Source organism: Leptospira alstonii serovar Sichuan str. 79601, from assembly GCF_000347175.1.
GTDB classification, from domain to species: domain Bacteria; phylum Spirochaetota; class Leptospiria; order Leptospirales; family Leptospiraceae; genus Leptospira; species Leptospira alstonii.
In genome coordinates, this window is sequence record NZ_ANIK01000061.1 from 1 (window position 1) to 5,626 (window position 5,626).

General features: G+C 41.2%; 6 protein-coding genes and 1 pseudogene. 4 read left to right on the forward strand and 3 right to left on the reverse strand.

All coding sequences use genetic code 11. From position 1 onward, the window contains the following. Nucleotides 1–98: 98 nt before the first annotated feature. Together LEP1GSC194_RS12850 and LEP1GSC194_RS23720 are read left to right on the forward strand one after the other, a co-directional pair. Entirely contained in the window at nt 99–446 is a 348-nt protein-coding gene (locus LEP1GSC194_RS12850) for a transposase (RefSeq protein ID WP_232424466.1), read from the forward strand. Between the two features lie 400 nt (nt 447–846). Then, the gene (locus LEP1GSC194_RS23720) at nt 847–1,296 is read left to right on the forward strand and encodes an integrase core domain-containing protein (protein WP_232424467.1); all 450 of its coding nucleotides are present in this window, start codon (nt 847–849) and stop codon (nt 1,294–1,296) included. Nucleotides 1,297–1,403: 107 nt separating this feature from the next. Here the strand turns inward: LEP1GSC194_RS23720 and LEP1GSC194_RS12860 are convergent, their stop codons facing one another. Both LEP1GSC194_RS12860 and LEP1GSC194_RS12865 read right to left on the reverse strand, forming a co-directional pair. After that, nucleotides 1,404–2,846 carry a catalase gene (locus LEP1GSC194_RS12860; protein ID WP_020773991.1) on the reverse strand — a complete coding sequence of 481 codons (1,443 nt, stop codon included), beginning with the start codon at nt 2,844–2,846 and terminating at the stop codon, nt 1,404–1,406. Further along, on the reverse strand, nt 2,843–3,373 hold the full coding sequence (locus LEP1GSC194_RS12865) for an ankyrin repeat domain-containing protein (RefSeq protein ID WP_017807738.1): 531 nt from the start codon (nt 3,371–3,373) through the stop codon (nt 2,843–2,845). The genes LEP1GSC194_RS12860 and LEP1GSC194_RS12865 overlap by 4 nt, the downstream gene beginning before the upstream one ends. A 257-nt stretch (nt 3,374–3,630) precedes the next feature. Between LEP1GSC194_RS12865 and perRA the strand changes: the two genes are divergently transcribed. After that, nucleotides 3,631–4,065 (forward strand): peroxide-responsive transcriptional repressor PerRA, encoded by a 435-nt coding sequence (perRA, locus tag LEP1GSC194_RS12870; protein WP_017809627.1) that lies wholly within the window; start codon nt 3,631–3,633, stop codon nt 4,063–4,065. Nucleotides 4,066–4,542: 477 nt separating this feature from the next. Further along, on the forward strand, nt 4,543–5,406 hold the full coding sequence (locus tag LEP1GSC194_RS12880; protein WP_020773987.1) for a flagellar hook-basal body protein: 864 nt from the start codon (nt 4,543–4,545) through the stop codon (nt 5,404–5,406). 3 nt (nt 5,407–5,409) lie between these two features. On the opposite strand, the pseudogene LEP1GSC194_RS23725 reads toward LEP1GSC194_RS12880, so the two are convergent. Continuing rightward, nucleotides 5,410–5,626: pseudogene (locus LEP1GSC194_RS23725) on the reverse strand (MarR family transcriptional regulator); the annotation flags it as partial.

Below are 5,626 nucleotides of genomic sequence, written 5' to 3' on the forward strand. Positions count from 1 at the left end.
TTTTTTTTTGCCTGAAAAAAAGGAAAATGAACAAAAAACAAAAGTTAAACCATCTGCGAGAAATATCGATCCGCCAGTTACGAAGATTCAGTGAACCATTGAAACGCCAAATCGTGATGGATATAGAAACCAAAGTGACGACGATTGCCGAAGTAAGTAGAGAATATTCGGTAACGAGAAATTCGATTTACAAGTGGATCTATTCGTATTCAAAGAATAGAAAAAAAGGAGTGAGAACGGTCATCGAAGAAGAAAGTGTCTCAACGAAGTTAGAAGGGCTGAAAAGCAAAATCAAAGAATTGGAAAGTGTTATAGGACAGAAGCAAATGAAGATCGACTTTCAAGAGAAGATGATCGAGTTTGCGGAAAAGGAATACTCTGTAGATATTAAAAAAAAATTTGGTTCCAAACGCTCCTATGGTATTGGGAAGAACGATCCCGATTGAAAATAAAAATGTCTTTGTTGTATACGGTCCTGAATATTAGTAAGCAGTCCTTTCATCAAAGACTGAAACATTATTTGTGTATGCAGGAGGAACTTGGTTACCTATTACCGATGATTCGAGAAATTCGCGACGATCATCCTAAAATGTCCGCCAGAAAAATTTATCGAATGATACGTCCTAAAACGATAGGTAGAGACCGTTTTGAGGCATTCTGCTTTGAGCGCGGTTTCCAAGTAATCGTTTCTAAGAATTATAGAAGGACTACAAATAGTTTGGGTGTTACGAGATTTCCAAACCTTATCATCGGACTCAAGATTTCGAGACCGAACCTTGTTTGGGTTAGCATATCACCTATTTTGAGTTAGCTGGTCGATGGTGTTACTTAACTTTCATCATAGACATATATGCAAGAACCATAATTGGTTTTACGGCTAGCAAAGAACTTTGTGCGGAACAAACTTCAATTCCCGCTCTCAAGATGGCGATTCGATTCCGTAAATCTTTCAACCACAAGATCACAGGTGTCATTTTTCATTCCGATGGTGGCGGTCAGTATCATTCCAAAGAGTTTCTGAAGTTGACAGGTATGAACCACATCAAGAACAGCACTGCATATGACGTTTATGAAAACCCGATCGCTGAAAGAGTCAATGGTATCATTAAGAACGAATACCTGATTCCTTACGGCGTGGACTCCTTCGAACGGCTTCAAAAATTGCTTCCCAAAGCGGTTTCTCTTTACAACAATGTTAGACCGCATGGGTCGCTTCGCTTCGATACGCCCTGCTCATTCGAAAATAAATTTATTAAAAATAGGAGAAACACTGGTCAAAAAAAGGTCAATGTCTGACAGGCAAGGTCATCTGACCTCCTATCCACTGACCCCTAGCAAACGTGCGTTTTTGATCCTTCTTCTTCCAAAACCCTTCTTAACTCGTGGGCTCGTTATGAGTCATTTTAATCTTTTAAGGAGACGCCTACTTTTTCAGCCAACTTCGTTCCGTATTCCGAATCGCAGAGATGGAAATGTTTCAGATTTGCGACGAGCAAATCTTTAGGAAGGTCGCGCATCGTGGAGGCGATCGTCGAAACCAACTTTTCCCTTTCCCCCGCATTCATCATTCTATATAGATCACCGGCTTGAGAATAATCGTCGTTTCCTTTGTGAGAATCGTAACGATCGGCGTTTCCCGAAATGTTTAAAGGAGGTTCCGCGTAGGAAAGATCTTGGGCCGGTCCCTCGAAACCGTTCGGTTCGTAATTATCGTAGTTTCCGTCGTTTTGAAACTTCACGCTTCCGTCTCTATGATAAACGTTCACGGAATTTTTAGGTTTGTTTACCGGAAGCTGTTGGTATTGAACTCCCAAACGATATCTCTGAGCATCCGGATACGCGAACAACCTTCCCTGTAACATCTTGTCCGGCGACGCCCCTATCCCCGGCGGCATATTCGAAGGGGAGAATGCCGCCTGCTCCACTTCTTCGAAATAATTTTTAGGATTGGAGTTCAATTCCAAAACTCCAACCTCGATTAAGGGATAATCTTTATGAGACCAGACTTTTGTAAGGTCGAACGGATTGAACCTATACGTTGCCGCTTCGTTTTCAGGCATAATCTGAACGCAGAACTTCCATTTGGGAAATTCCTTTCTTTCGATCGCCTCGAACAAATCCCTCGTTGCGTAATCCGGATCGGTTCCGGCTAACGCAGCCGCCCTTTCACCGCTGAGATTTTTAATCCCTTGTTTGGATTTGAAATGGAACTTCACCCAAAAACGTTCCCCTTGTGCGTTCCAAAGTCCGAAGGTATGACTTCCGTAACCGTTCATAAAACGATAACCGTCCGGAATTCCCCTAACCCCGAAAAGAATCGTGATTTGATGTAAGGCTTCCGGAGCTTTGGCCCAATAGTCCCACATACGAAACGGATTTTTATAACCCGTAACCGGATCTCTTTTTTGAGAATGTATAAAATCCGGAAACTTCAACGGATCTCTTGCAAAAAATACGGGAGTGTTATTGCCTACAAGATCCCAGATTCCCTCTTCCGTATAAAACTTAATCGCAAAACCTCTCGGATCTCTTTCCGTATCTGCGGATCCTTTTTCACCCGCCACGGTTGAAAAACGTAGAAAGAGAGGGGTTTGTTTTCCAACCTTTGAAAAGACGGAAGCTCTGGAATATTTCGTAAGATCCTGAGTGATCGTTAAGGTTCCGTACGCTCCCGCTCCTTTAGCATGAACGACTCTTTCCGGAATTCTTTCTCGATTGAAATGAGCGAGTTTTTCAATCAGATGGGTATCCTGAATGAGAACCGGACCGCCGGGTCCGGCAGTAACGGAATGTTGATTTTGGGGAACCGGATGACCTCCGGCCGTAGTAAGGGTCTTTTTACTCATTGTTTTTCTCCTTTTGTCATTTGAACGATATATAAAATCCAAGATTTAAAAAACGATAGGAATCTCTCGAATCCGGTACGTTTCGATTCGTTTAGAAGTTTACAGACCTCCGTTCGCCCAAACATATTAGAAAATTGAAATGCGTTTTGCCCTTTTGGATTTCGATAATTCTTATCGGCGCCGGCGTTTAAAAGAATTTCCACGATCTTCACATGTCCCTTAAATGCGGCCCCCATCAATATGGAATTACCTCCCAAATCCGTAGAGTTTACGTCCGCGCCTTGGGAAATTAAAAAACGACTCGTTTCTTCTTGTCCGTTGTAAGCGGCTAACATCAGTAAGGTGTAACCCTTCCGATTTTTTTCATCCACATGTCCGAGCGCCCCGACCTGCGCTTTCAAGGCATCGACATCCCCTCGTCTCGCAGAATCGAAACAAGGATTTTCCGACTGCATATTCTTTTGATATTCGATCCAAGCTTTTGAAAATTCAGTGTCCGTTTTTCCGGGAATTTGATTCTCTTTCATACGTTTCGGTTGTTAGTGAATAGGAATACGTGGCAAAACGGCCTTTTTGAAATTCAAAATTAAGCCTAAAATCCGACTCATTTGAAAAATTAAATCATAATTTTTCAATTCTAATTTATAAATCATTCAAAATCCTACACTTTTAAATTAATTATAGATTTAGACTAATTATAGATTTTTAAAAAATTAGCTCAAGTCTTTTTTTAGAATAAGTCTAAATTATAGACAAAAATGAGCTCCTGTGGAAGACTGATCGCATGAAAGATTCTTACGAAAGAAGCAAGAAAATTCTGGAGGATGTTGGAATCAACGTTACGGTTCAAAGGTTACAGATGGCTAATCTTTTACTCTCAAAACCTCAGCATCTAACCGCCGATCAAGTCTTTCAGTTGATAAACGAACACATACCGAACGCTTCTCGCGCAACCATATTCAATAATTTGAAACTGTTTGCGGAAAAGGGAATCGTTAATCTTTTGGAACTCAAATCCGGAATCACTTTGTATGATTCTAACGTGAGTCATCACCATCATGCGATCGACGAAGAAACGGGAATTATCTACGACGTAAATTTGGATTCCAAACTTCAGGAAAAAATTCTTTCGGAACTTAGGAAAGACTTCGAGGCAAAAACGGGCAGTTCTCTCGAAAATTGTAATCTTCTGATCACTCTTAAGGGAAAAAAGAAATAAAACGCGAACTTTTTTAGATAGTTAGTTGGGTAGGATTACGGCATATATTATTCATAACGATATAATAGAGTTGTTGAAAAAAAACATATCCGTTTTTAACAAAACTGCGTTATCCGTTCGTTTTGTTAAAAAAAGAAAGGGAAGAAAATTAATTTTTCAATAACTCTAACGATCAACAAATTAATGAATACTTGAAAAGTGAAAATCCTGCCGATTTGCAAGGATGAATTTTTTGTTGCACCAAAACAAAAATTTAGATCAAAGCCAATTCCTTTAAAGGAACGTTTTGTCTTACTTACAACCAATCTTCACTCTTAAAAAAAATTGCGTCGATCTTAAAGGCCGATCTTCTCGAAGACGCTCAATTCTTTCGCTCCGGGTTACGGAAAAAAAATCCGAAAACACACATTATGTCTTCAAAATCGTTATGAAAATTTTGGAAATCGCCGATCTTCAAAAAGGATAGGAGACACGGAAATGTTAAGAGGAATATATACAGGCGCGAATGGGATGATCATCCAACAAACAAGAATGGATGTGATTTCGAACAACCTTGCCAACGTGGATAAGACCGCGTTTAAAAGGGACACGACCGTATTTAAAACATTTCCGGAATTACTACTCCATCGCTTTGACGAAGACGGAGTCGGAAAAGTGCCGATGGGCTCCTTTGATACGGCACCGGTAGTCGGCAAACTTGGATTAGGCGGTGAGGTCAACGAGGTCTACACTCGTTTTGAACAAGGCGCGGTCAAAAAAACGGAAAACCCGTTCGATTTGATGCTCCAAGATAAACCCGGAAACGAACACCCCGCATTTTTTAGCGTCATGACCAATCGAGGCGAAAGACTTTCTCGAAGCGGCGCTTTCGTCATGGATACGAACGGTTATCTAGTCACTCCGCAAGGTTTTCCTTTGATGGGTGAGAATGGGCCGATCCGAGTCGCGAGAGGAAATTTTTTGATCAAAGAAAACGGAGAAGTCTGGATCAACGGAGAAATCGGCAACGATCCCGTAAACGGAACTTCTCTTGATAAGAATCGTTTTGAAACACCCGTTCTTTTAGATAGAATCAAAATTCGTACCGTTGAAAATCCGCGTCATCTTGATAAGGAAGGCGACTCCTTTTATGCAGACACCCCGGAATCCGGAGAACCCGTTCCCTTTGAACTCAAAGACGAGCCTTCAATTCTTCAAGGTTATCTCGAAGCGTCTAACGTGAGCGTCGTGACTGAAATGGTGGAGATGATCGAAGTGAATCGTTCTTATGAAGCCAATCAAAAAACCGTGCAGACTCAAGACAGCTTGTTGGGCAAATTGATTAACGAAGTATTGAGATAGATATCCCTTCCTTCCGATCCCAACTGCTGAACCTAACGGCCCTCCGGGATCGGAACCAAAGGATGATCTACCCATCTCCCTCGCATCATCAACATCACTAGCAAACACACCTCCATTCTCGCAAATCACATCCAAACCAAACACATGAGCATTCTTTAAAAAACTAAACTCATTCAAGTAACGAGTAGAGTTCTCAGGACGGATGTAACAGTAAGAAGCA